General features: G+C 66.0%; 15 protein-coding genes. 9 read left to right on the top strand and 6 right to left on the bottom strand.

Annotation, left to right across the window (positions count from 1 at the left end; all coding sequences use genetic code 11):
* Nucleotides 1–2 precede the first annotated feature (2 nt).
* Complete coding sequence (locus BLW56_RS08955; RefSeq protein WP_093510177.1) at nt 3–1361, top strand: APC family permease; 1359 nt, start codon at nt 3–5, stop codon at nt 1359–1361.
* On the opposite strand, the gene BLW56_RS08950 is transcribed toward BLW56_RS08955, so the two are convergent.
* From BLW56_RS08950 to BLW56_RS08940, 3 genes are read right to left on the bottom strand one after another with little or no spacing between them, the layout of a single operon-like run.
* Nucleotides 1323–2927 (bottom strand): phytoene desaturase family protein, encoded by a 1605-nt coding sequence (locus BLW56_RS08950; protein ID WP_093510176.1) that lies wholly within the window; start codon nt 2925–2927, stop codon nt 1323–1325. The genes BLW56_RS08955 and BLW56_RS08950 overlap by 39 nt on opposite strands.
* A complete protein-coding gene (locus tag BLW56_RS08945) occupies nt 2924–4144 on the bottom strand; it encodes an FAD-dependent oxidoreductase (protein WP_371262219.1) in 1221 nt (406 codons plus the stop codon). The genes BLW56_RS08950 and BLW56_RS08945 overlap by 4 nt, the downstream gene beginning before the upstream one ends.
* Nucleotides 4141–5307 carry an aromatic ring-hydroxylating oxygenase subunit alpha gene (locus BLW56_RS08940; protein WP_093510174.1) on the bottom strand — a complete coding sequence of 389 codons (1167 nt, stop codon included), beginning with the start codon at nt 5305–5307 and terminating at the stop codon, nt 4141–4143. The genes BLW56_RS08945 and BLW56_RS08940 overlap by 4 nt, the downstream gene beginning before the upstream one ends.
* Before the next feature lie 33 nt (nt 5308–5340).
* On the opposite strand from BLW56_RS08940, the gene BLW56_RS08935 reads away from it, so the two are divergent.
* The gene (locus tag BLW56_RS08935) at nt 5341–5934 is read left to right on the top strand and encodes a TetR/AcrR family transcriptional regulator (protein ID WP_256203363.1); all 594 of its coding nucleotides are present in this window, start codon (nt 5341–5343) and stop codon (nt 5932–5934) included.
* Nucleotides 5935–5956: 22 nt separating this feature from the next.
* Here BLW56_RS08935 and BLW56_RS08930 read toward each other — a convergent pair whose 3' ends face one another.
* The gene (locus BLW56_RS08930) at nt 5957–6691 is read right to left on the bottom strand and encodes an SDR family oxidoreductase (protein WP_093510879.1); all 735 of its coding nucleotides are present in this window, start codon (nt 6689–6691) and stop codon (nt 5957–5959) included.
* Nucleotides 6692–6855: 164 nt separating this feature from the next.
* On the opposite strand from BLW56_RS08930, the gene BLW56_RS08925 reads away from it, so the two are divergent.
* The gene (locus BLW56_RS08925) at nt 6856–7755 is read left to right on the top strand and encodes an AraC family transcriptional regulator (RefSeq protein WP_093510172.1); all 900 of its coding nucleotides are present in this window, start codon (nt 6856–6858) and stop codon (nt 7753–7755) included.
* A 9-nt stretch (nt 7756–7764) separates the two neighbouring features.
* Here the strand turns inward: BLW56_RS08925 and BLW56_RS08920 are convergent, their stop codons facing one another.
* Nucleotides 7765–9138: a M20/M25/M40 family metallo-hydrolase gene (locus BLW56_RS08920; RefSeq protein ID WP_093510171.1), complete on the bottom strand. Its 1374-nt coding sequence runs from the start codon at nt 9136–9138 to the stop codon at nt 7765–7767.
* Between the two features lie 171 nt (nt 9139–9309).
* Between BLW56_RS08920 and BLW56_RS08915 the strand changes: the two genes are divergently transcribed.
* Nucleotides 9310–10608: a serine hydrolase domain-containing protein gene (locus BLW56_RS08915; RefSeq protein ID WP_218140499.1), complete on the top strand. Its 1299-nt coding sequence runs from the start codon at nt 9310–9312 to the stop codon at nt 10606–10608.
* A gap of 78 nt (nt 10609–10686) precedes the next feature.
* Here BLW56_RS08915 and BLW56_RS08910 read toward each other — a convergent pair whose 3' ends face one another.
* The gene (locus BLW56_RS08910) at nt 10687–13755 is read right to left on the bottom strand and encodes a TonB-dependent receptor plug domain-containing protein (RefSeq protein WP_177175888.1); all 3069 of its coding nucleotides are present in this window, start codon (nt 13753–13755) and stop codon (nt 10687–10689) included.
* Nucleotides 13756–13938: 183 nt separating this feature from the next.
* Here BLW56_RS08910 and BLW56_RS08905 point away from each other — a divergent pair, with 183 nt between their 5' ends.
* The 5 genes from BLW56_RS08905 to BLW56_RS08885 all read left to right on the top strand — a co-directional run bounded on the left by BLW56_RS08905 (nt 13939) and on the right by BLW56_RS08885 (nt 24463).
* Nucleotides 13939–14268: a phosphoribosyl-ATP diphosphatase gene (locus tag BLW56_RS08905; RefSeq protein WP_093510169.1), complete on the top strand. Its 330-nt coding sequence runs from the start codon at nt 13939–13941 to the stop codon at nt 14266–14268.
* A gap of 14 nt (nt 14269–14282) precedes the next feature.
* Nucleotides 14283–14660 (top strand): histidine triad nucleotide-binding protein, encoded by a 378-nt coding sequence (locus BLW56_RS08900; RefSeq protein ID WP_093510168.1) that lies wholly within the window; start codon nt 14283–14285, stop codon nt 14658–14660.
* 136 nt (nt 14661–14796) lie between these two features.
* Entirely contained in the window at nt 14797–20640 is a 5844-nt protein-coding gene (locus tag BLW56_RS08895; RefSeq protein ID WP_093510167.1) for an alpha-2-macroglobulin family protein, read from the top strand.
* 4 nt (nt 20641–20644) lie between these two features.
* Nucleotides 20645–22801 (top strand): penicillin-binding protein 1C, encoded by a 2157-nt coding sequence (gene pbpC, locus BLW56_RS08890; protein WP_093510166.1) that lies wholly within the window; start codon nt 20645–20647, stop codon nt 22799–22801.
* Between the two features lie 99 nt (nt 22802–22900).
* A complete protein-coding gene (locus BLW56_RS08885) occupies nt 22901–24463 on the top strand; it encodes an amino acid permease (protein WP_093510165.1) in 1563 nt (520 codons plus the stop codon).
* The last annotated feature ends 16 nt before the right edge of the window (nt 24464–24479 follow it).

Below are 24479 nucleotides of genomic sequence, written 5' to 3'. Positions count from 1 at the left end.
GGGTGACCGACACCGCAACCAACAACGAAAGGCCGGGCCAAAAGCTCGGCCTTTTGATGTGCGTCGCGCTCGGCATGGGCAATATGATCGGGTCGGGCGTATTCCTGCTCCCCCGCGATCTCGCCCCATTGGGCTGGAATGCCGTCGTCGGCTGGGGGGTATCGATCGCGGGCACTTTATGCCTCGCGGTCGTCTTCGCGCGGCTCGCGCGAAGGCTGCCCGAAGGCTGCGCCGCCTTTACTTATGCCGCTTCGGCTTTCGGTCCCGGAACCGGCTTTATCGTCGCGTGGAGTTACTGGATCAGCTGCTGGACGGTGGTGGCGACACTGGCGGTCGCAGCGATCAGCAACATGTCGATTCTGATGCCCTGGCTCGGCGAAAAAGGCGCGGCGCCGGCGCTGATCGCCATCGCCTGCATCTGGTTCTTCACGCTGGTCAACCTGTTCGGTGTCCGCCGCGCGGGCGGCGCGCAACTGCTGACGCTCGGGCTCAAGCTGATCCCCGTGATCGGCGCGGTGTTCGTCGGCGTCTGGGCGCTCGGCACGGGCGCGGCGCCGCCGCCGACGATGGCGGGCACCGAGCCGATCAGCCTGTCGGGCGTCAGTTCGGCCGCGACACTGACCCTGTTCGCGCTGCTCGGCTTCGAAAGCGCGTGCGTCGTCAGCGACCGGGTCAAGGATCCCGAGCGCACCGTTCCGCGCGCGACGGTCATCGCCGCCGCGGCCGTCGGCCTGCTCTATCTGTTGTCATGCACGACGGTCACGCTGCTGGTACCGGTCGATGCGCTGCATGATTCGAACGCCGCTTATGCGACCTTCTTCTCGCGGCTGGTGAGCCCGGGCGCAGGACAGGTCGTTGCGCTGTTCGCCGCGATTGCCGCGCTTGGTGCGCTCAACGGCTTCGTGCTGCTGCAAGGCGATATCCCGCGCGACCTCGCGCACCGGTGCCTGCTCCCCGCCGCCTTCGCGCGCGATAATAAATTCGCGTCGCCATGGATCACCCAGATCGTGTCGAGCGCGCTTGCCAGCGTGATCGTCTACGCCAATTATTCGCGCGGGCTCGCCGACCTCTTCGCCTTCATGGTCAAGGTGACGACCTCGACCGCGATCATCCTCTACATCGTCGGCGCCGCCGCCGCGCTGCTGCTCGAGCGGCGCGGCGCGATCAAGGTTTCGGCGGGCTTCGCCGCCGCGACCGTCATCGGCTTTCTATACAGCGCCTGGGCCTTTTACGGCGCCGGGCTGGAAGCAAGCCTGTGGAGCCTCGCGATGACGGCGGCGGGCCTGCCGATCTACCTCGCCATGCGGCGATCGGCGCCAGCCTTAACGCCAGCGGGGAGCAAAGAAGCCCCGATCGCGTAGAATGACCTCGGCGGCATTATGCCCCGGCGCGCCGGTGACGCCGCCGCCGGGATGCGTTCCCGCGCCGCACATATATAGACCCTTCACCGGCCCGCGATAACCGCCGTTGCCGAGCACCGGACGCGCCGACCATAGCTGGTCGAGGCTCATATTGCCGTGCATGATGTCGCCCCCGACAAGCCCGAATTTGCGTTCGAGCCCCTTGGGCGAGAGGCGCGTCTGAGCGATGATGCTCGCGCGGAAACCGGGTGCATGTTTTTCGACCGTGTCGATAATCGCATCGGCTGCCGCTTCTTCCTCATCGTCCCAGTCGCGACCGTCCGGCAGTTCGGGCGCGAACTGCTGGCAGAAGAGGCTCGCCACATGCTGGCCCGGAGGGGCGAGGCTGTCGTCGACGGTCGAGGGGATCAGCATCTCGACGATCGGCGCTTTCGACCAGCCATGCTGCTTCGCGTCGAGGAAGGCGCGGTCCATATAGTCGAGCGTCGGCGCCAGGATGATCCCCGACTGGTGATGCTCGCCGGGTTCGGGAAGACAGGTGAACTTCGGCAATTCACTGAGCGCGACATTCATGCGGAAGGTGCCGCTGCCTGCCTTGAACCCCTTGATCCGGCGTTCGTAGCCTGCGGGCAGGTCGCCCGCGTCCATCATCCGTTCGTAAAGCAGCTTCGGCCCGACATTGGCGACAACACGCGCCGCCGCGATTTCCTCGCCGCCGACCAGCTTGACCCCGACCGCCTTGCCGCCGTCGACGAGCACCTTCGCGACCGGGCTTTCGAGGCTGATCTCAACACCCATGTCGCGGCAGACCTTCGCCATGATCTCGGTGATCTTGCCCATGCCGCCGACGCTGTGGCCCCACGCGCCCTTTTTGCCGTTCACTTCGCCGAAGACGTGGTGGAGGAGGACATAAGCGCTGCCCGGGGTGTCGGGGCTGGCATAGTTGCCGACGACCGCGTCGAAGCCGAAGGCCGCCTTGACCGCCTCGCTCTCGAACCAGCTATCGAGCATCGTGCGCGCCGATTTGGTGAAGAGGTCGAGCACATCGCGCTGCTGGTCGAGACTGAGCCCAGCAAAGCGCCGTCCCTGCCGTGCCCCGTCGAGCAAAGTGCGGAGCCCTTCGCCGACATTGGGCGGGACGCGCAGCGCGAGGTCGCGAAGCAGCTCGGCGACATTTTCGAGCGCATCATAATATTGCGGCAGCACTTCGGCGTCGCGGTTCGAGAATTTGCGGAACTCGGCCTGCGTGCGTTCGAGCCCGCCGCCGAGCTTCAGATAGCCGCCATCCTCCTGCGGCAGGAAATTGCTGATCGGCCGTTCGATCACGCGATAGCCGTGATCGGCGAGCTTCATGTCGGCGATGACCTTGGGCTGAAGCAGGCTGACGGTGTAGCTCGCGACCGAATTGCGGAAGCCCGGCGCGAATTCCTCGGTCACCGCAGCGCCGCCGACGACGTCGCGCGCCTCGACGATGCGGACCTTCAGCCCCGCCTTGGCGAGATAGAAGGCGCAGACGAGGCCGTTGTGGCCGGCGCCGATAATCAGGGCGTCATAGGCTTTGGTCATGAAAAGTCTTTCGCAAGCGGGGATTGGACATGTTGGCGGCCGAAGCCGAGGCCGAGAATGCGACCGGGGATGCGGCGCAGCAGCGGGACGGCGTCGAGCAGGCGGACGGCGAAGGGCACGCGCGTGATTTCGCCGCGCAGCATCGGTTCGATGACGCGCTGGTGGGCGAAGCGCTGGATCGCCTGCATCTGCGTCGTCGGCGTCCAGCGGCGCTCCTGCACCCTGGCGAGCAACGGGTCGGGATCGGCGCCCGCGGCGAGCGGCGCAGCGAGGATGTTCGCGGTCGCGACGGCGTCCTGCACCGCGAGATTGATCCCGACGCCGCCGACCGGCGACATCGCGTGCGCGGCGTCGCCGATCGCGAGCAGCCCGGGGCGCGACCAGCGCGTCAGCCGGTCGAGCGCGACCGAGAGCAGTTTGACGTCGTCGAAGCTGTGGATCGCGTCGATCCCCGCTGAGAGTCCGGGTGCGATCTCGACGACCTTGTCGCGGAAGGCAGCGATCCCGCGCGCCTCGATCGGCGCAAAGCCGCCTTTTTCGATGATCTGCGCGCATTGCCAATAATCGCCGCGGGGGATCGCGACGACCATGCCGCCCTTGTCGATCGTGCCGAGCGCGACTTCGGACATATCCATACCCGCCGGAACCGGGATACGGAACCACAGCACATCCATCGGCGCACCGAGATCTTCGAGCGGTAATTCGGCGGCATCGCGCAGTACCGAGCGGCGCCCGTCGGCGGCGATGACGAGCCGTGCGGGCAAAATCTCCCCGCTCGTCAGCGTCACGCCGCTGACGCGGCCCGCGTCGTCATAGGTCAGCCCGGTCGCCTCGGTCGACATGCGGAGGTCGAAGGTCGGATATTTCCGGCCCTGCCCGGCGATGAAATCGAGCAAATCCCATTGCGGCATCATCGCGACGAAACGCGCCGCGACGGGCAGATGCTTCATCGTCGCGATCGTATATCGCCCGCCGAGCAGATTGAGCGTCATCGTGTCGATCGCGGCGTGCGGTTCCTTGAGCAATTCTTCGAGCAGCCCGATCTCGTTGAACAATTCGAGCGTCGAGGGATGCACCGTGTCGCCGCGAAAATCGCGGAGGAAGTCGGCATGCTTTTCAAGGATGGTGACGCGCACGCCGGCGCGCGCAAAGAGCAGGCCCGCGACCATGCCGGCGGGGCCGCCGCCGACGACCACCACGGGCGCGCTGTCGTTCAAGCGCGGCTCCATCCCGCCTTCGGCGCCCGCTCCAGTCGCGCCTCGGGGATCAGGTCGCGCATCCGCGAACAGAAATGCTTGAGGCACACTTCCTTGTCGCTGAGCGGGCCCATCGAAAAGCTTTTCGACTGCATCCCCATCTGGACGCGCGTGATCAGTTCGGTGTCCTCGGCATTGACCTGACGGTTGATGCGCCAGTTCAGGTAACGCGCGGCCTTCATTTCGCGGCGCTCATCGGGAAGCACATAGGATATTTCGCGGATCAGGCACGTCGTCGGCCCGGTGGGCAGCCACTGCATGAAATCGACCTGATCGGGATAGATATCGAAGGCGACGTTCGGCCACAGCTTGAAATAGAGCCAATGGCGCTGGTTCGCTTGCGGAAGATGCGGCACCAGCGGCAGCAGCCGCTGATACATGCGTTCGGACCAGTTGACCGAGGGCCGGTCGATCAAATCGCCCCACATCCGGTCGACATTGTCCTCGGCCTCGACGCCATAGCTTTTGCCGAACAGCCGCGTCAGGCCGGGGTGGGCGACGGGAATGTGGAGCCCGTCCGAATAATTGTCGCCGACATTCTTCCAGTTCACCTCGCGCGGGCGAAGCGTGACGCGGCCGAGCGCACCGAGTTCCTCGAAACGATAGGGCGCGACCTGCGCCTCATAGGGCGCCATCATCGACGCGACCGACGGGCCGCCGTCGTCCTCGAGCCGCACGAACCAGAAGCCGCGCCATTGCTCGAGCCCGACGGGAACGAGCCCCGCCTTGCCCTTGTCGAGCGTCGGATAGCTCGCGCTGTCCGGCACACCGGTCAGCCGCCCGTCGAGTTCGTAGGTCCACGCATGATAAGGGCAGACGAGCTTTTTCGCGCAGCCGACCGCGCCATCGACAAGGCGCGAGCCGCGGTGGCGACAGACATTGGTGAAGGCGCGCACAGTGCGATCGGTGCCGCGCACGAGAATCACGCTCTCGCCGCAATAGTCGATGCTGTGCCAGTCGCCGACGTTCGGAATGTCGCTGTCATGACAGACGACCTGCCAGCTCGGACGGAAAATCCGTTCCATTTCGGCGGCGTAGAAATCGGGATCGCTGTACGTCCACGCGGGCAGCGACCAGCCATCAAGAGGATCGAAATTCGAATCGCGAACGGGTGCAGTTGCCATGGCCTCTTCCTTGTTGTACGAATGTATAACAAGATGACCGCCGCTCGCCAAGCCTTTACGCGCGAAAGCGCCGACGCCCGCAGGGCGGACCTGATCGAGGCGACGGCGGCCGTGCTGGCCGAACATGGACTGGCGGGAACGAACGTCCGCGCGATCTGCGCGAAGGCGGGGGTATCGCCCGGCCTTTTGCGCCATTATTTCGGCGGTATCGACGATCTGGTGGCTGCGACCTATCAGGCGACGAGCGACCGTATGGATGCGATTTTCGCCGCTGCGGTCGAGGGCGCAGGCGCCGATCCGCGCGCGCAATTGACCGCATACCTGACCGCCAGCTTCCGCCCCCCGGTGACCGATCCCGAACTGCTCGGCGCTTGGACCGCCTTCTGGGCCCTTTCGCGAAACGATGCGCGAATGGCGGATATCCACGCGGAAAGTTACGCCGGCTATCGCGCACGGCTTGGCGAGCTGCTAACCGCATGCGGCGCGCGCGACGCCGAACGGCTGGCGATCATGCTGACCGCGATGGTTGACGGGCTGTGGCTCGAACTGTCGCTCGACGCCGCCAGCTTCGGCGCGGAAGCGGCGGCTGCGATGGTCGAAACGGCCGTGACGGCGCTGCTCGACTGAACAGCGCCGTCAACGGAAAGCGTCAGAAGCTGCCCTTCACCGGGCGCACGATGATTTCGCTGACGTCGACATCATCGGGCTGTTCGACCGCGAAGCGGATCGCGCGGGCGATCGCGTCGGGGGTGATCGCGATGCTACGAAATTCGGCCATGGCCGCCGCGCTGCCCGGATCGGTGATGTCATGGCCGAGTTCGGATTCGACGACACCGGGCGAGATGATCGTCGCGCGGACATCCTGATGCTCCTGCCGGATGCCGTCGGTGATCGCCCAGACCGCGAACTTGGTCGCGCAATAGACCGCGCCGGTGGGCACGACATAATGCGCGCCGAGCGAGGCGACATTGACGAAATGGCCCGAACCCTGCGCAGTGAAGCCAGGGAGCGCGGCCGCAATGCCGTTGAGGACACCGCGGATATTGACGTTGATCATGGCGTCCCAATTGGCGGTTTCGAGTGCAGCGAGCGGCGACAGCGGCATGATGCCGGCGTTGTTGACCAGCACATCGACACGGCCGAAGCGCGCGATCGCGTGATCAACAAACGCCTGCATGTCGGCGCGGCTGGTGACGTCGAGCGCCCGAAACTCGGCGATCCCGCCTGCGGCCGCGATTTCCGCCGCCAGGGCTTCGAGCCGGTCGGTGCGGCGGGCGCCGAGAAGCAGTTTCGCGCCGGTGCCGGCGAGTTCGCGCGCCGTCGCGGCGCCGATGCCGCTGCTCGCGCCGGTGATCAGGATGACTTTGTCGTTTGCGGTGGTCATGATCATCTCCATCGAAGGCCGGGCGGCCCTGTGCCGTCCGTTGATCGGCTTTTGGCCCGTTTCGGGCAGGAAGCGGTAGAACACGGCTCCACGATGATTGCACGATCCTCCGGACAAAGCGCTTTACGCTTGTCCGGACACGGCAAGACTGCAAGACCGTCGCCATGACGACGCTTCCAGAAATGCAGTCACTACTCCTTCGGCACCGGCCGACCGACGGGATTCACCCGTGCGCGCTGCCCCGCGTATCGCTTGTCCGTAGCTCCGAACCGAGCGACCCGATGCCCGTCGTGTACGAGCCGTCGCTGTGCCTCGCGGTCAGCGGACGCAAGCGGGTGCTGCTGGGCGACGCCAGCTTCATTTATGACAGCGCGCAGTATCTGGTGGTGTCGGTCGACCTGCCCGTGAGCGGCATGGTCGTCGATGCCAGCACCGACGATCCTTATCTGTGCCTGAAGCTGGATCTCGACGTCGCGGTGCTCGGCGAACTGCTGCTGGCGCACGACGCGCGCGTGCCGCGCAGCGAGCATGCTCCCTCGATCGCGGTCGGCGACACCGATGCGGGCCTGCTCGACGCCGCGCTCCGCCTGCTGCGCCTGCTCGACACGCCGGACGATATGGCCGCACTCGCGCCGCTGGTCGAACGCGAGATATTATACCGGTTGCTGACGGGATCGCAGGGCGCGATGCTGCGCCATATCGCAACCGCGGATACGCGACTGCACCAGATCAGCCGCGCGGTGGCGTGGATCAAGGATCATTATGCCGGTGCGGTCAGCATCGACCATCTGGCGGGATTGGCGGGAATGAGCCCGTCATCCTTTCATGAGCATTTCAAGAGCGTGACGCGCTTCAGCCCGCTGCAATATCGCACCCGGCTCCGCCTGCTCGAAGCGCGGCGGCTGATGGTCTCTGAAGCGATGGACGCGGCGAGCGCCGGCTTCCATGTCGGGTACGAAAGCCCGTCGCAGTTCAACCGCGATTACAGCCGCACCTTCGGCCTGCCGCCCCTGCGCGACGCCGCGCGGTTACGCGCGGCGCCGGAGTTCGGTTTGTCGGCGTAACGCCCGCCCCTATTTCGACAGATCGCGCAGCACGCTGTCCCAATGTGCGAGCGCCGGAGCAATTGCATCGACCGGCACGCGCTCGTTGAGGCCGTGCGCGTAGCTGTCGCTCGCTTTCGAGAAGAGGCCGGCAACGCCGTAGCTTGGCACGCCCTGGATGCGGAAATGATAGCTGTCGGTTGCCCCTGCGCTCATCGACGGGATGATCGGCAGGCCCGGCGCGCGCGCATGCACGGCCTTCGTCACCGCCGCGACGACGTCTGGACGCAGCGGCGAGGCGTCGCTCGCGCTCGCATCGGGATCGGTGTTCACCTTGACCGCGGGGTCGGCGATCACCTTTTCGAGCTCGGCGCGCACCGTTTCGACCGGCACGCCGGGAAAGATGCGGCAGTTGATGTTCGCCGTGGCCCGCTGCGGCAGCGCATTTTCGGCATGGCCGCCCTTGGTCAGCGTCGGCACGCAGGTGGTGCCGATCTGGCCGATATATTCGGGGTCGGCGCGGATCGCGGCAATGGCTTTCGCATCGGCGGGGTTCGCGGCAAAGGCTTTAAGCGCCGCGCCGATATCGCCGCCGACCTGATCGGCGACGATCGGCATGCCGACCTTGGTCAGCTCATTCTGCTGCGGCGTGAAGCGATAGGCGCCAACCTTGGCGAGCGCGTTCGACAGCTGGACGATCGCATTGGTATCCGACGGGCGCGAACTGTGGCCGCCGGGGTTGGTCACCTCCAGCGTGAAGTCGGCATAGGTCTTCTCACCCGCCTGCAGCCCGTAATATTTGGGCTTGCCGTCCTCGCCGATCAGCCCGCCGCCGCCATCACCGTTCAGGGCGAACTCGGCGCCCTTATACTTCGCCGCGAGTGCGCGCGTCGTCGCCATCTGCGTTTCCTCGTCGCCCGAGAGCAGCAGGATGATCGAACGCTTCGGCTTGAAACCGTCCTTCTTGAGCTGCGCCATCGTCGCGACCATCATCGAGACGTCGAACTTGTTATCCTCCGACCCGCGGCCGAAAATATAACCATCTTCCTCGACCGGTACGAACGGATCGCGCGTCCAGTCCTTCGGATCGGCCTCGACGACGTCCATATGGCCGAGCAACACGATCGGCTTGCCCTTGCCCGTCCCGGCGAGCGTCGCGGCAAAGGTCGCGGTCTCGCCCATCGGCGTGATCTCGATATCGCTGTCGGCATAGCCCACCGCTTTCAGGACGCTCGCATAATAGGCCGCAAGCTTGGGCACCTGGCCGCGCCCCTCGACCGTCGGGATCGCGATGCTGTCCTTCAGTATCTTTTTCGCGACATCGGGGTCGGCGGGCTTGGCGTGGACAGGCGCGGCGGCCAGCATGGCGGCAGCGAGGGCGAGCGGAGCGGTGAGATTGCGCATGGGGATGGACTATGCCGCATCGTATACGGACGGCAAGCGACAAAATCGGGATCATGCGCCGTCCATGTTCATGCGGCCGCCGCCCCTTTGCATCTTGGGCACTTTGCAGCCTTGGCCGTGTTGGCTAGCAACGGGTCGTCTCTCATCCTGCCTGACCGGAGGTGGAATCCAATGAAGCTCCTTTCCCGCCCTTCCGCCCCGTCGCCCGCCCGCTCCGACGGGGTGCAGCCGGGTTTCGGCGGGCCGATGCTCGGGCGGCGCACATTGCTCGGCCTGTCCGCGGCGCTGATCGCAAGCGGCCCGGCATCCGCCCGTGCCGCCACGCCAAGCCGATCGTCAGGCGGCCATGCGAGCTGGATTCCGTCGGCGGATTTGATCCGGGAGCTTCCCCGCCTGATGCGCATCGCGGGCGTACCCGGCGTCGCGATCGCGGTCGTCGACGACAGGAAGCTCGCGTGGAGCGGGGCGTTCGGCGTGAGGAACATCCTGACACGCGACCCGGTGCGCGAGGATACATTGTTCGAAGCGGCGTCGATGACCAAGCCGGTCTTCGCTTATGTCGTGATGCGGCTGGCCGACGAAAAGCGCCTCGACCTCGACACGCCGCTTGTCGCCTATCGCCGGCCTGAGAATTTGGGCAATGACCCGAATCTCGAGCGCATCACCGCCCGGCACGTGCTCGAACATTCCAGCGGCCTGCCCAACTGGGCCTCCGCGCCGCTGGTCACGAGCGCCCCGCCCGGATCGCGCTACACCTATTCCGGCGAAGCGTTCATCTGGCTCCAGCTGGTGGTCGAAAAGATCATGGGAGCGGGCCTCGGCAGCGTGATGCACGACAAGCTGTTCGTCCCGGCCGGAATGTCGCACAGCAGCTTCGGCTGGGACGAGACAATCGCCCGGTCGGCGGTCTTCGGGCATTCCGAACCACCGGAAGGCGAAGAGAAGCTTCCCGCCCAGCCCACGCGCGAACTCGGCGACCGATTGCTGCCCGTCGCGTCGAAGTGGGACAAGCCGATCGCATCCTGGACCTTCGAAGATTCGGTCGCGGCGATGCGGGAGACGGCGCCCGAAACCCCGCCTTCGACACATGATCTGATGGTCAATTCGGCGGGCGGGCTGCTGATGACGGCGTCGGACTATGCGAAGTTCATGCTGCTGATGATGGATCGGCGAACGCACGCGGCGTGGGAAATCAGCGAGGCGGCACGGCAGGAGATGCTGACCCCCCGGCTCGACGTGCGCGGGCGCGATATCTCGCGGGGACTGGGCTGGGAACTCGAACAATCCCCGGCGGGTCCGATGTTCCAGCACAGCGGCAGTAATTACGGCATCTTCAAAACGCTGGGCGTCGGAGACGCCCGGAATGGACGGGCGATCGTCATTTTCACCAATGCCACGAACGGAAACGCGCTCGCCGCGCGCATCGTCCGCGAAGCGGCAGGGATCGACCGGCTGAAATCGCTGATCTGATCGGCGTTGGCGAGGGAGAGGGCTGCTAACGAATGTTGGCCACCCTCTCCGGCTTCACCCTCCCAGGCCTGAAAGCTCCTAAATCTTCCCGCGCACGCTCAGGAAGAAGCGCCGTCCCAGATAATCATATTGCGTTCCAAACGCCGGCGCCTGCCCGATCACCGGCGGCGTCGCGGTGATGACGGTCGACACGCGCGGCGGCGGCGTGTCGAACAGGTTCGCGACCCCCAGGGTGATGCGGAAGCGTTCGGCGACGTCGCGGCTCAGCGACAGCGAGTGATAGAAGGTCGCGGGCACGCTGACGTCGGGGCAGAAACGCCCGCCCGGACGGAAGCTCGATGTACGGCACGCATCGCCGCCCTGCGCACGAAGCAGATCTTCAGCGTTCGACGCAGCGCCGATGACGTCGAGGCCATAGAACAAGGTCCACCCGTCCTTCATCCAGCCAAGGTTGAAATCGCCGACCCATTTCGGATTGCCGATCTTGCCATTGTCGTCGACCTCGGTGCCCGGGAAGAGCGAAACCTTGTCCTTCATCTGCCAGGTCATCTGCGCACGAAATGCGAGCGAACCGAGGTTGCCGAGATCCTGATCGAGCGCGAGCGACAGGTCGACGCCGCGGTTCCGCTGGCGGCTGATGTTGACATAGCGGTCGGTGACGGTCGCGACGCTCTGTGCATCGGGGCCCGTGGCGGTGCGCGTGAACAGGCCGCACAGCGGCTCGTCGGCGACGTCGGAGTCATAACAGCCGCGCAGGATGTTGCCCGCGCCGAGCAACGTGATCTCTTGCCTAACCTCGATGTCGAAATAATCGACCGCAAGCCGGGTCTTGAGACCGCCCCAGAGCGCGCCCGACAGATCGGGAGTGAGGATGACCGACACCGTCTTCGCGGTCGAGGTTTCGGGCTTGAGCTGGCCGATACCGCCGCCCGACGCGATGACCGCCGGCCCGAACCCCCCGGCAAAATTCGGACCGATGCCGTCGGCGGCGCAATTGTCAAAGATGCGCTGACTGATCGCCCCAGCCTGCAGTCGTGCCGCAGTCTGGATGCACGGGTCGATCGCCTGCTGACCGAGGAAGCCCGTCTGTTCGTTGAGGAACAGCTCGAACAGCGCGGGTGCGCGGAACGACGTGCCCCAGGTGCCGCGGAAACGCAGCCAGTCGGTCACCGCCCAATCGGCCCCGACCTTCCACGTCGTGTCGCTGAACTTGTCCTGCACGCCGTCGCCGCGCGTCGCCTCGACATGCGTGTAGCGCGCCGCGCCCGACAGCGTCAGCCGCTCGATCATCGGCACGCCTTCGAGCAGCGGCACCTCGACCTCGCCGAAGAGTTCCTTCGATACGGTACGCCCGGCGGTGATGCCCGAGGTGGTAAAATTGGCAACATTGCCCGCAAGCGTCGCCTCGCCCGGCGTGTCGTTGATTTCGTCGCGGCGGATATTCGCCCCGAACGCCGCGCCGACCGGCCCCGCGGGCAGGTTGAACAATTTGCCCGTCAGCAGCGCCTCGGCCGAGGTCTGCTTGAACAAGGTCCGTCCCGTCTCGCGCCCCATCAGGAAGGCGCGCTCTGCAGGCGTGAAGTCGCCGCGCAGCACGCGCGGATCGGTGAAATCGATATCGATGCACGGCACGCCGCGTACCACCGTCGTTGTGCCGGCGCAGGAACGCGTGCGCAGGGTCTGTGACGCGAGCGCGTCCTGATAAATGACGTCCTGCGTATAGCTTGCGTCCGAACGGCTGTGCTGGCCGCTCACATCCCATTTCCAGCCGCCGCCGAACTCGCCGCGCAGGCCGAGCACGCCACGATAATAATCGACGTTGGCGCTGCTCTCCGACTTCACCAGCACCTGCGGACGCAGGATCAGGTTGCCGCCGAACTCCGCGTTGAACGGGTCGCCCATGTCATTGGGATCGCAATTATACGCTGTAGGATCGCAGAGGAAAAAGGGCAGCATCGATGCGCCCGTAAACTGTTCGAGCGACATCAGCTGAAAGCCGTTGTTGTGCGACTTGCGGTTGCTGAACAGCGCTTCGCCGTACAGCGTGATAGCGTCGGTCACATCATAGGCGCCTTCGGCGAAAGCGCTGATCCGGCTTACCCCCGAAAACACGTCCGAATCCTGCTCGGCAGGTCCGAACTTGTTGAGCGCGCCGGTCGACGGCCCATCGAAATTGAGTCCGAAGAAATCGGCCGGCCCGAACACGCCGATCGGATTATACACGTTGATCGGCATGCCGACGCCCGCAAATTCGGCGCCATATTGGCCCGAAGGGATCAGCTGTCCGTTCGGGGCGAACAGCCCGGGACTAAAGGTCGGAAAGCCGTCCTGATCGACCCCCGAGAAATCGCTGAACGCTATGGCATTGCCGAGCGTGCCCGTGCACTGCGGGCGCCCGGTGCGGAAATCGACGATGTCGGCACGGCTGCCATCGGCCTCGCGCTTGAGATATTCTTCGGCGCAGAACAGGAAGCCGCGATCGCGGCGCGTCAGGCTCTGCTGGCGAAAATAGTCGACCGTCGCGAAAAAATGACCGCGATCGAACTTCTTCCCGAAACTGGCATCGACGCCATAGCTTTCGCCGCCGCCATGTTCGGTGATCGACGAGAAACCGCCGCCTTCGAAGCCATCGAGATCGTTGCGCGTCAGGATGTTGACCACGCCGGCGACCGCGTCCGATCCGTAAATCGACGAGGCGCCGGTCTTCAGCACCTCGACCTGACGCACCACCGACAGCGGCAGCACGTTGAGATCGAACGGCGCGACCGAACCGCGGATGCCCGCGGGGCCCGCCCGCCGGCCGTTGACCAGCACCAGCGTGCGTTCGGCGCCCAGCCCGCGCAGCGACACCGTCTGCACGTCGTTGCCGCCATTGGCGACAAAACGGTTCGAAATCGCCGAGGTGATCTGGATCGACCCCTGCGCCGCGGGTGTCTGCTGCAGGACATCGGCCAGTTGGACCTGCCCTTGCAGCTTCGCGCTCTCGGCATCGATGATCTGGATCGGGTCGGCGCTCGTAAACTCGCTCTTTGCGATGCGCGATCCAGTCACGACGATTTCGTCGCCGCTCTGCGCTGCTGCGGGCGAAGCCGCGAGCGCGATCACCGAGGCTGTCGCAGTCAGAAACACCGAAGGGTTCGCGCCCATTTTCATAATCTTCGTCCGATTTGTAAAAGTTGATATAGCCCCCCGGCGCGGCGGAAATTACGCGAAAAGGCGTTTCGATATGGTTTACGCGGCGGTAAGTTTTTGCCGGCGCGGCGCCCGCTTGTCGTGGTCGCGCGTCGCGGCTAGGCACGCTGCCGAGGTCGGGGACGAAAGGATCGGGCGATGAGCAAGGCGATGGGCGAAACGCTGGGACGGCTGGAGGCGGTGATCAACGACCGGCTCGCGGCGGGCGAGGCCGAGGCGTCCTATGTCGCGAGCCTTGCGGCCAAAGGCCGCGGCAAGATCGCGCAGAAGCTGGGCGAGGAAGCCGTCGAGGCGGTCATCGCCGCGGTCAGCGAGGATGATCCCGAACTGATCGGCGAAGCGAGCGACCTCGTCTTTCACCTGTCGATCCTGATCGCCGAACGCGGCCTGACGTGGGACATGATCGCCGCCGAACTCGACCGCCGCCACGGCACGTCGGGCCACGCTGAAAAAGCCAGCCGCCAGTAACAGGAACCCCTCCCATGCCGATCGACGCGACCCTTCCCTATGACGACAGCAACATCTTCGCGCGCATCCTGCGCGGCGAACTGCCGTCGAAGACCGTCTATGAGGACGAGTTTGCGCTCGCCTTCCACGATATCAACCCGCAGGCGCCGCTCCACATCCTCGTGATCCCCAAGGGCCCCTATGTGAGCTGGGATGATTTCTCCGAGCGCGGCAGCGACGCCGAAATCGCGGGCTTCGTCCGCGCGGTCGGCAAGGTCGCGCGCGATCAGGGCCTCGTCGCCCCCGGCTACCGGCTGCTCGCCAATATCGGCCGCGACGGCCATCAGGAAGTTCCGCACCTCCACGTCCATATCTTCGCCGGACGCAAGCTCGGACCCATGCTCGCGCGCTGATCGTTCGCCGCTGTCTATGACGGCGGTCACAGCAATTTCGCGAAGCAGGATTAACCGTGTGCGGCATGCGACGACGGGTGGACTCTGTCCCCTGTTTCCAGCAGGATAGATGTTCGGACCGAACGGGGAGTTGACGATGGGCAAGGGATGGCGCGCGCTGGCTACGGCATTGGCCGGCAAGGCAAAACTGGCGCTGATCCTGCCCCTCACCCTCGCGATGGCCGCGACCGCGACCGCCGACACGGTTCCGCAGGTCACGCTCGCTACACCGGGCAGTTCGGGCACTGGCGACGGCACGATCACGCGCTTCACGCTGCGTTTCTCCGAAGACATGGTGCCGCTTGGCGATCCCCGCGCCGCGGCCCCGGCAACCAACGATTGCAAACTCCCCGCGTCATCCCGCTGGGTCGACACGCGCACCTGGGTGCTCGAATTCGACAAGCCGCTTCCCGGCGGGCTCGCCTGTCATGTCGAGCTCCGCGACGGGCTGAAAACAGCGCGCGGCGTGTCGGTCGCGGGAAATAGCCGCTTCGCGCTCGACACTGGCGGCCCCTCGGCGCGCGCCGTGCTCGCCGGCGGGATGGACGGCGATATCGAAGAGAACCAGATCTTCCTCGTCGCGACCAACGTCGCCGCCGATCGCGCCTCGATCGGCCGCTTCGGCTATTGCGCGGTCGACGGCATCGGCGAGAAGATCCCGCTCGATGTGCTGCCGCGCGCGACCGCGACCGAGATATTGACCGGACTCGGCGACAACAACTGGTCGCGCCAGTCCTTCACCTACGACGCCGGCCTGCCGCAGCGCCTGCCCGCCGCGGGCGCCGACCGCGAAGCCGCGCTCGACCGCGTCGTCGCGGTCAAATGCCGCCGTCCGCTGCCCCCCGGCCGCGAGATGGCGCTCGTCTGGGACGCGCGCATTTCGCAGGCGGGCATCCCCGGCCGCACCGCCGGACGCGACCAGCGCTTCGACCATGACGTGCGTCCCGCATTTACCGCAAAGATGTCGTGCAGCCGCATCAATCCGCAGGCGGGCTGCAACCCGATCAAGGATGTGACGCTCAGCTTCGCCTCGCCCGTCTCGCGCGAGACGATCCTCGCCGCGACGCTCAACACCGCCGACGGCAAGAAACTGACGCCGAAGATCGACGCGGACGACCGCAACGACGCCTGGCTGACCAGTGTCCGCTTCGCCGGCCCGCTGCCGCAGAATGTCGACGCGACGCTCGTTCTCCCCGCCGACGTCACCGACCAGAGCGGCCGCAAGCTGCAGAACCAGTCGAACTTCCCGCTGAAATTCCACATCGACCGCGCCCCGCCCTTGGTCAAATTCGCAGCCGAATTCGGCATCCTCGAAGCCGGCGAGGGCGGCGTATTGCCCGTCACCGTGCGCGGCGTCGAAAGCAGCCTCGTCCAGTCGAACCTCAAAATGCCCGCGACCACGCTCAAGGTCGGCGACGACGACGCCGCGATCGCACGGTGGATGAAGCGCGTCGCCGACGCCGACGACACCGACTATCGCGAAGAAAAGAATGCGGCGGGCAAAGAGGTCACGGTCAATTACACCGGCACCAAGTCGGTGTTCGAGGACGCCCCCGCCGGCGGCGAACGCCGCGACATGCAGCTCTCGCCGGCCGCGGGCGGCAAGGAATTCGAGGTCGTCGGAATCCCGCTCGGCGAAAAAGGCTTCCACGTCGTCGAGATTGCGAGCCCCGAGCTCGGCGCCGCGCTGCTCGGCCGCAAATCGACGCGCTATGTGACGACCGCCGCGCTCGTCACCAATATGGCGGTGCATTTCAAATGGGGCCGCGAAGGTTCGCTCGCGTGGGTGACCTCACTGAGCACCGGGCTGCCCGTTGCAGGCGCGGAAATCCGTGTCACCGATAGCTGCACCGGCCGCCTGCTCGCGCGCGGGAATGCCGACAAGGCCGGACGCCTCGCCTTCGCGAGCGGACTGCCGCAGCCCGAAACCTATTCGAGCTGCCGCGAAGATGCCGACGCCGCGAGCAGCGAAGGCCATGCGCTGATGGTCAGCGCCCGCTCGGGCGACGATTTCAGCTTCACGCTCACCGACTGGGGCAATGGCATCCGCCCCTATGACTTCGACCTCCCCTATGGCTGGTCCGAACGCGAGGATATCCTCCACACCGTCTTCGACCGCTCGCTCGTGAAAGCGGGCGAGACCGTCCATATGAAGCATGTCCTCCGCCGCCCGGTCGGCACCGGCTTCCGCACCCCCGAAGCGCTCGCGGGCAAGCTGCGCCTCGTGCACCGCGGCTCGGACACCGAATTCGAAATGCCGTTCAGCGTCGCCGCGAGCGGCAGCGGCGACACGACATGGAATGTCCCCGCCTCGGCGCCGATGGGCGATTATGAACTTGTCTTCGTCACCAAGGACAAGGACGGCGAGGACAAGACGATCTGGTCGGGCCAGTCGGTCAAGGTCGACGAATATCGCCTGCCGACGATGAAGGCGACGATCACCGGGCCGAAAACCGCGCTCGTGCGTCCCGCCGCCGTACCGCTGAACCTCTTCGTCGGCTATCTGTCGGGCGGCCCCGCACCGAACATTCCGGTCGAACTGCGCACCAATTTCCGCTCATCATGGTCGCCGCCCGAAGACTACAAGGATTGGGATTTCGACGGCCAGCCGGTGAAGGAAGGCGTCGTCCAGCTCGACGACAGCGGCGACGAACCCGGTGCCGAACTGCCGCTCGCACGCTCGGTGCCGCTGAAACTCGACGCCAATGGCGCGGCGACGACCAGCGTCACGGTCGACCAGCCGATCACCGAACCGACGCTGATGGCGGCCGAAATGGATTATGAGGACGCCAATGGCGAGACGCTGACGTCGAGCCGCCGCATCACCCTCTACCCGTCGGCGGTCCGCCTTGGCGTCAAGACCGACGGCTGGCTGATGCGCGACAGCGACCTGCGCCTCAATTTCATCGCGCTCGACCTCGACGGCAAGCCGATCGCCGGCAAGCGCATACAGGTCGCGGTCTACAACCGCGAGATCATCACCGCACGCCGCCGCCTGATCGGCGGCTTCTACGCCTATGACAACCAGATGCGCACGACGCGCCTCGACGCGACCTGCTCGGCGACCACCGACAAGCTCGGCCGCGCGAGCTGCGCGATGGCGCCCGGCGTTTCGGGCGAGGTGACCGTCGTCGCGACGACGCAGGATGCCGACGGCAATGAAGCGCGCGCGGTGCGCTCGGTCTGGCTCGCGGGCGACAATGACTGGTGGTTCGGCGGCGACAATGGCGACCGCATGGACGTGATCGCCGAAAAGCCGCGCTACGCCGCGGGCGACACCGCCCGCTTCCAGGTCCGCATGCCGTTCCGCGAAGCCACCGCGCTCGTAACCGTCGAGCGTGAAGGCGTGCTCTCCAGCTTCGTCGTGCCGCTGAAGGGTACCAACCCCGTCGTGCAGGTCAAACTGCCCGCCACCTATGCCCCCGACGTCTACGTGTCCGTGATGGCGGTGCGCGGGCGCGTGACCGGCGAGGAAAGCTGGTTCCGCCAGATGAAACGCGCGGTCGGCTTCAAGATCGAGAATAGCGAAGGCGCCCCGCCGACCGCGCTGGTCGATCTCGCCAAGCCGAGCTACCGGATGGGCATCGCGCGCATCAAGGTCGGCTGGGAAGGCCATCGGCTCGGCGTCAAGGTGAAGGCCGACAAGGAGAAATATTCGGTCCGCGAAACCGCCAAGGTCGCGATCGAGGTCAAGACCCCCGACGGCAAGGCGCCGAAGAATGCCGACTTGGCATTTGCCGCGGTCGACGAGGCTTTGCTCCAGCTCTCACCCAACGAAAGCTGGGACGTCCTGCCGGCGATGATGGGCGAACGCACGCTCGACGTGCTGACATCGACCGCGCAGATGCAGGTCGTCGGCAAGCGCCACTATGGCCGCAAGGCATTGGAGCCGGGCGGCGGCGGCGGCGGCGACCTCTCCGGCCTGACGCGCGAGGATTTCCGTCCGGTCCTGCTGTGGAAAGGCAATGTCCCGCTCGACGCCAAGGGCCGCGCCACGATCGACGTACCGCTCAGCGACAATCTCTCGGGCTTCCGCCTCGTCGCGATCGCCACCGACGGCTCGCAATATTTCGGGACCGGCGAGACGACCGTCCGCACCGTGCAGGATCTCGGCGTCTTCGCAGGCATGCCCGAACTGGTGCGTACCGGCGACACCTATGACGCGCGCTTCACGCTGCGCAACGGCACCGACCAGCCGATCGAGGTCACCGCGACCCCGACGCTGTCGCCCGCCGTCGCGACCGCGCCGCCGCTCACCGTCACCATCCCGGCGGGCGGCGCGGTGCCGATCAGCTGGTCGATGACCGCGCCCGAACAAACGGGCCCGATCGAGTGGACCGTCGATGCCGTCGCGAAGGGCGGCAAGGTCCGCGACCGCCTCGTCTTCGAACAGACTGTCGAACCCGCGGTACCGGTCGAAACCTGGGCCGCCAGCCTGTTCCGCGTCGGCCCCGCGACGACGCTGCCGATCGCGATCCCCACGGGCGCGCTTCCCGGCGGCTATGTCGACATCGCCCTCGAGGGCACGCTCGCGCCACCACTCACCGGGGTGCGCGACTATATGGCCGCCTACCCCTATACCTGTTTCGAACAGCAGACGTCGCGCGCGGTCGCGCTCGGCGATGTCGGGCGGTGGCAGGCGCTCGCGGGCGCGATGCCGACCTATCTCGATGACGACGGGTTGCTACGCTATTGGCCGAACGAGCGCATGACGGGCTCGATCGAACTCACCGCCTATGTCATGAACGTGACCGCGGCGAACGGCTTCGCGATCCCCGAGGCGTCGAAAGCAAAGATGGTGAAAGCCCTGCAAGCGGTCGTCGAAGGGCGGCTGACGCGCAAGGGCTATGGCCCGTGGGACATCCGCCCCGTCCGCATCGCAGCCTTGGCGGCACTCGCGCGCAACAATGCGTCGAGCGCCAGCCTCGTCGCCGCCATCGACGTAGCGCCGGTCGACATGGCGACCGGCACGCTCGCCGACTGGCTCGTCGCGCTCGAAAAGACGCCGGGCGTCCGGAACGCGCCCGCGCTGCGCACCGCGGCCGAGGCGGAACTTCGCAAGCGTCTCGTCTATGAAGGCACGCGTCTCGATCTTGTCGACGATGCTCGTGCGCCCTGGTGGATGATGACCAGCGGCGACGAAATGGCGATCAAGGCACTCGAAGCCGTGCTCGGCCGCAAGGGCTGGGAGGATGACGCGGGCAAGCTGATGGTCGGCGTCGCACAGCGCCAGCGCAAGGGCCATTGGGACACCACCCTCGCCAACGCATGGGGCGCGGTCACCGTCCGCCGCTTCGCCGAACTCTATCCGGCGAGCGCGATCACCGGCGTCACCAATGTAAGCCTCGCGGGCGCCACCGCGTCGCAAAGCTGGCCGCTTCCCGCCGAAACGCCCTCACCGCTTCGCGTCGCGCTGAACGCCGCGACGATGAGCCTGAACCATCAGGGCACCGGCACGCCTTGGGCGACCGTCAGCGTCAAGGCGGCGGTCCCGCTCAAGGAACCGCTCAACGCGGGTTACCGGATCAAGCGCTCGGTCAGCATCGTCAAGGCGGCGAACAAGGACCGGCTGACGCGCGGCGATGTGATCAAGGTGCGGATCGAGGTCGTCGCGGCGGCGGGACGGACGTGGGTCGTCATCAACGACCCCATCGCCCCCGGCGCGACGATCGTCGGCAACCTCGGCGGCCAGTCCGAAATGCTCGCCGAACAGGCGGGCGGATCGGGCGCGCAGCCAAGCTATGTCGAACGCGGCAAGGACAGCTGGCGCGGCTATTTCGGCTGGATGCCCGCGGGCACCCACGCGGTCGAATATGTCGTGCGCTTGAACGGCTCGGGCAAATTCACCCTGCCGCCGACGCGGGTCGAGGCGATGTATTCGCCCGCAATCCGCGGCCAGTGGCCGAACGCGCCGATGACGATCGCCAGCGTCACGCAGTGATGCGATGAGCCTGTCGCCCGTCCCCGGGCGCCGGCGGCGCTGGCCCCATGTCCTTGCATGGGCCGCGCTCGCGGCGCTTGTTCTCGTCACCATCGCACATCTCGCAACGCGGCCGCCCGCGATGCCGGCCTTCGACGAGGTGCGCGCCGGTTGGAAACCAAGCGAAGCATGGCTCTATGACCGCGACGGCCAATTGCTCGATAGCGAACGCGTCAATTTCGAACGCCGCCGCCTTGCATGGGTGCCACTGGACCACATCAGCCCTGCCGTCCGCACCGCCGTGGTGCAAAGCGAGGACCGCCGTTTCTGGTCGCATGGCGGGGTCGACTGGCTTGCCATCGCCAGCGCGATCCGTTCGCGTCTGACAATGTTGGGGGGGACCGGTGACCGTTCGCGCGGCGCCTCGACGCTCGCGATGCAGCTCGCCGCCTTTCTCGATCCCGGCCTCGCGCAGCCCGGCAAACGCGACTGGCGAACCAAGCTCCGCCAGATGCGCGCCGGACAGGCGCTTGCGGCAAGCTGGTCGCACGAACAGATGCTCGAGGCCTATTTCAACCTCTTGCCCTTGCGCGGCGAGGCGCAAGGGATCGGCGCGGGGGCGCAAAGCCTGTTCGGCAAGAAACCCGCCGAGCTGAACCGCACCGACGCTGCGCTGTTCGCCGGCCTCCTCCCTAACCCCGCCGCGGGTGCCGAAGCGCTCGGCCGCCGCGCGTGCCGTGTTGCAAAAGCAAAGGATTGCACCGCGATCCGCGCGGCCGCAGCAACGCTTGTTTCGGGCGAGCATGCCGCGCGCTTCGACCCTGCGCTCGCGCCGCACCTCGCCGTCCGCCTGCTCGACAAGCCCGGCAAGCGCGTCAGAACCACGATCGACCGCCGCATCCAGGCCGCCGCGATCGTCGCGCTGCGCCGCCAGCTCGCGGGACTTGGCTCAGACCGCGTGCGCGACGGCGCCGTCGTCGTGCTCGACAATGCCACGGGCGAAGTCCTCGCCTATGTCGGGGGCGTCGGCCTCAAATCGACCGCCGCCTCGGTCGACGGCGCCAACGCGCGGCGGCAGGCGGGCTCGACCTTGAAACCGCATCTCTATGCGCAGGTGATCGAACATGGCTGGCTCACCGCCGCGTCGATCCTCGACGACAGCCCCGTCCAGCTCGACACCGCCTCGGGGCTCTATGTACCGAAAAACTATGACCACAGCTTCAAGGGGCCGGTCAGCGTCCGCCACGCGCTCGCCAGCTCGCTCAACGTCCCCGCGGTGCGAGCGCTCGTCATCGACGACGTCCAGCAATTCCGCGACCGCCTCTGGGCCCTCGGCTATCACGGCCTCGTCGAGGACGGCGAGTATTACGGCTTCAGCCTTGCACTGGGTTCCGCCGAAGTTTCGCTGGTCGAACAGGCCAACGCTTTCCGTACCTTCGCCAATCGGGGCCGCTATTCCCCTGTCCATTTCATGCGAAGCGAAAAAGCGGATGATGCGCGCCAGATCGTGAACCCCGCCGCCGCCTTCATCGTCGGCGACATCCTTTCCGACGCCTCGGCACGTACGGATGCCTTCGGCGCCGACAGCGCGCTCCGCCTCCCCTTCTGGGCGGCCGCCAAGACGGGCACATCGAAAGGCATGCGCGACAATTGGTGCATCGGCTGGTCCGACCGCTTCACCGTCGCAGTATGGGTCGGCAATCTCGAGGGCGATTCGATGCGCGCCGTCTCGGGCACGTCGGGCGCCGCGCCGGTGTGGCGCGACGTCATGCTCGCGCTCCACGCGGGCAGCCCTGGCAAGCCTCCCGCCATGCCCGATGGCGTTGATGCGCGTCAGATCAGCCTGCCCGGAACGCGCGAACCACCGCGGCGCGAATATTTCCTGCATGGCACCGCACAAAGTGAAATGGCCGCGGCGCCGCACGCCGCGCGCCGGCCGCGCATCACCAGCCCCATCAGCGGCAGCGTTTACGCGCTCGATCCCGACATTCCGATCGATCGGCAACGGCTGGCGGTCACCGTTAGCGGATCGGTTGCCGGATACCGGCTGATCCTCGACAAGAAAACGCTCGGCGACGCCGATGCGGGGGCGCAGATCCTGCCGCGCCCCGGGGTCCATATGCTCACGCTGGTTGATCCAGGCGGCCGAATGATTGACCGGGTGCGCTTTACGGTACGGTAGGCTGCGCCAGCGCATGAAATTAAGTTGCGCTGACGCGCGGAGCGACTAGTCTGCCCCGCCATGAGACGGCGGCAGTTCAGCCGCCCCAAGGGGAAGAATATGCTATTTGACCGGGTAAAACCGTTGGATGCCATTTTGGCGACAGCGGAAAAAAAGTCGCTTCACCGCACATTGGGTGCCTTTCAACTAACGCTGTTCGGCATCGGCTGCGTCATCGGCACCGGCATTTTCGTGCTGACGGCGGCAGGCGCCCAAAAGGCCGGCCCCGGCCTGATGCTCGCTTTCGCGATCGCCGGCCTGATCTGCATCGTCGCGGCGCTCTGTTATGCTGAAATCGCAGCCATGATCCCGGTCGCCGGCTCGGCTTATACCTATACCTATTCGACCATGGGCGAAATGCTCGCCTGGACGGTCGGGTGGGCGCTCGTCCTCGAATATGCTGTGGCGGCCTCCGCCGTGTCGGTCGGATGGTCCGGCTATTTCACCGGGACAATATTAAACGAATTCCTTGGGATACAGCTTCCTTCCTTCCTTGCCGGCGCTCCGCTCGCGCTCGGCGGCGTCGAGGGCGGCTTCATCAATCTTCCCGCCGTGGTTATCGCGCTGCTCATTACCTGGCTGCTGATGATCGGCACCACCGAAAGCGCGCGCGTCAACGCGATCCTCGTCGCGATCAAAGTCACTGCACTCACCGCCTTCATCATCCTGACGCTGCCCAGCGACTATTTCACGACAGACAAGTTCAACCCCTTCCTGCCCGCCGGGGTCTTCGGCGGCTTTGGCTCGGGCGTCGGCGCCGTCGGTGCCGCAGCGACGATCTTTTTCGCCTATGTCGGTTTCGACGCGGTTTCGACCGCTGCCGAGGAAACAAAAAATCCGCAGCGCAACGTGCCGATCGGCCTGATCGGCTCGCTCCTGTTCTGCACCGTCTTCTACATTCTCGTGGCGGCGGGCGCGATCGGCACCGTAGGCGGCCAGCCGATCATGGGGCCGAACGGCGTTCCCTTCCCCGCCGGTTCGGAAGAGCTGGCGCGCCAGTGCGCGACCTATGCCGCGAACGAGTTGCCCCTCGTCTGCTCGAACGAAGCTCTTGCGCACGTCCTTCGCCAGATCGGCTGGTCAGGTGTCGGCAACATGCTCGGAATTGCAGCTTTTGTCGCTTTGCCTTCGGTTATCCTGATCCTGCTGTTCGGCCAGACTCGCGTCGCCTTCGTGATGAGCCGCGACGGGTTGCTGCCTGAATCGTGGAGCAAGGTGCATCCGAAGTGGAAGACGCCGCACGTGATCACTGCGATCACCGGCGTGGCGGTGGCCTTTGCTGCCGCATTCCTGCCTGTCGGCAAGCTTGCCGACATCGCCAATGCGGGCACGCTCTATGCGTTCATGATGGTCGCCATCGCGGTGATGATCCTGCGCCGGACCGCCCCCAACCAGCCGCGCGCTTTCAGGACGCCTGCATTGTGGCTGGTCGGCCCGCTCACGATCGCCGGTACCATCTTCCTGTTCCTCAACCTGCCGCTGGATGCGATGCTGGTGCTCCCGATCTGGGGCGCGCTCGGCTTGCTGATCTATTATCTCTACAGCCGCAACCGCAGCCACCTTGGCCGCGGTATCGTCGAGGTTCATGAGGACGATCTGGAACCGCACACTCCGATCAACTGAGGAAGCTCAGTCGAAA

It is taken from the genome of Sphingopyxis sp. YR583 (assembly GCF_900108295.1).
In the GTDB taxonomy this organism is placed as follows: Bacteria; Pseudomonadota; Alphaproteobacteria; order Sphingomonadales; family Sphingomonadaceae; genus Sphingopyxis.
The sequence above is the reverse complement of the archived record's forward strand: the minus strand, read 5'-3'. Positions and strand labels throughout refer to the sequence as shown.